Raw genomic sequence first — 325 nt, forward strand, 5'->3', positions numbered from 1 at the left:
ACCCTAACCAGTTAAGTCGTGTTGAAGAGGAACTTGCAGAAGGATTAGCAAAAATATTTTCCACGCAGCTTGAGTTAGGTGAAGCAGAGTTACAACGTAAGTTATTGCAAGATGCCGAAATAAAAGCGTTACAAGCACAAATCAATCCGCATTTTTTATTTAATGCAATTAATACCGTATCAGCTTTATGCCGAACAGATGTAGAAAAGGCAAGGAAGTTATTATTGCAGCTTAGCGTGTATTTCCGTTGTAATTTGCAAGGGGCACGTCAGTTGTTGATTCCACAAGAACAAGAATTAAACCATGTACAGGCATACCTATCACT

1 protein-coding gene is annotated in these 325 nt (G+C 38.5%); it reads left to right on the forward strand.

Features of this window, described 5'->3' with window-relative positions:
- Nucleotides 1–325, forward strand: a 325-nt coding sequence (locus tag ACSG5Z_RS29965; RefSeq protein ID WP_435712755.1) for a histidine kinase, incomplete at both ends; no start/stop codon positions are given.

It is taken from the genome of Bacillus pretiosus (assembly GCF_051294775.1).
In the GTDB taxonomy this organism is placed as follows: domain Bacteria; phylum Bacillota; class Bacilli; order Bacillales; family Bacillaceae_G; genus Bacillus_A; species Bacillus_A wiedmannii.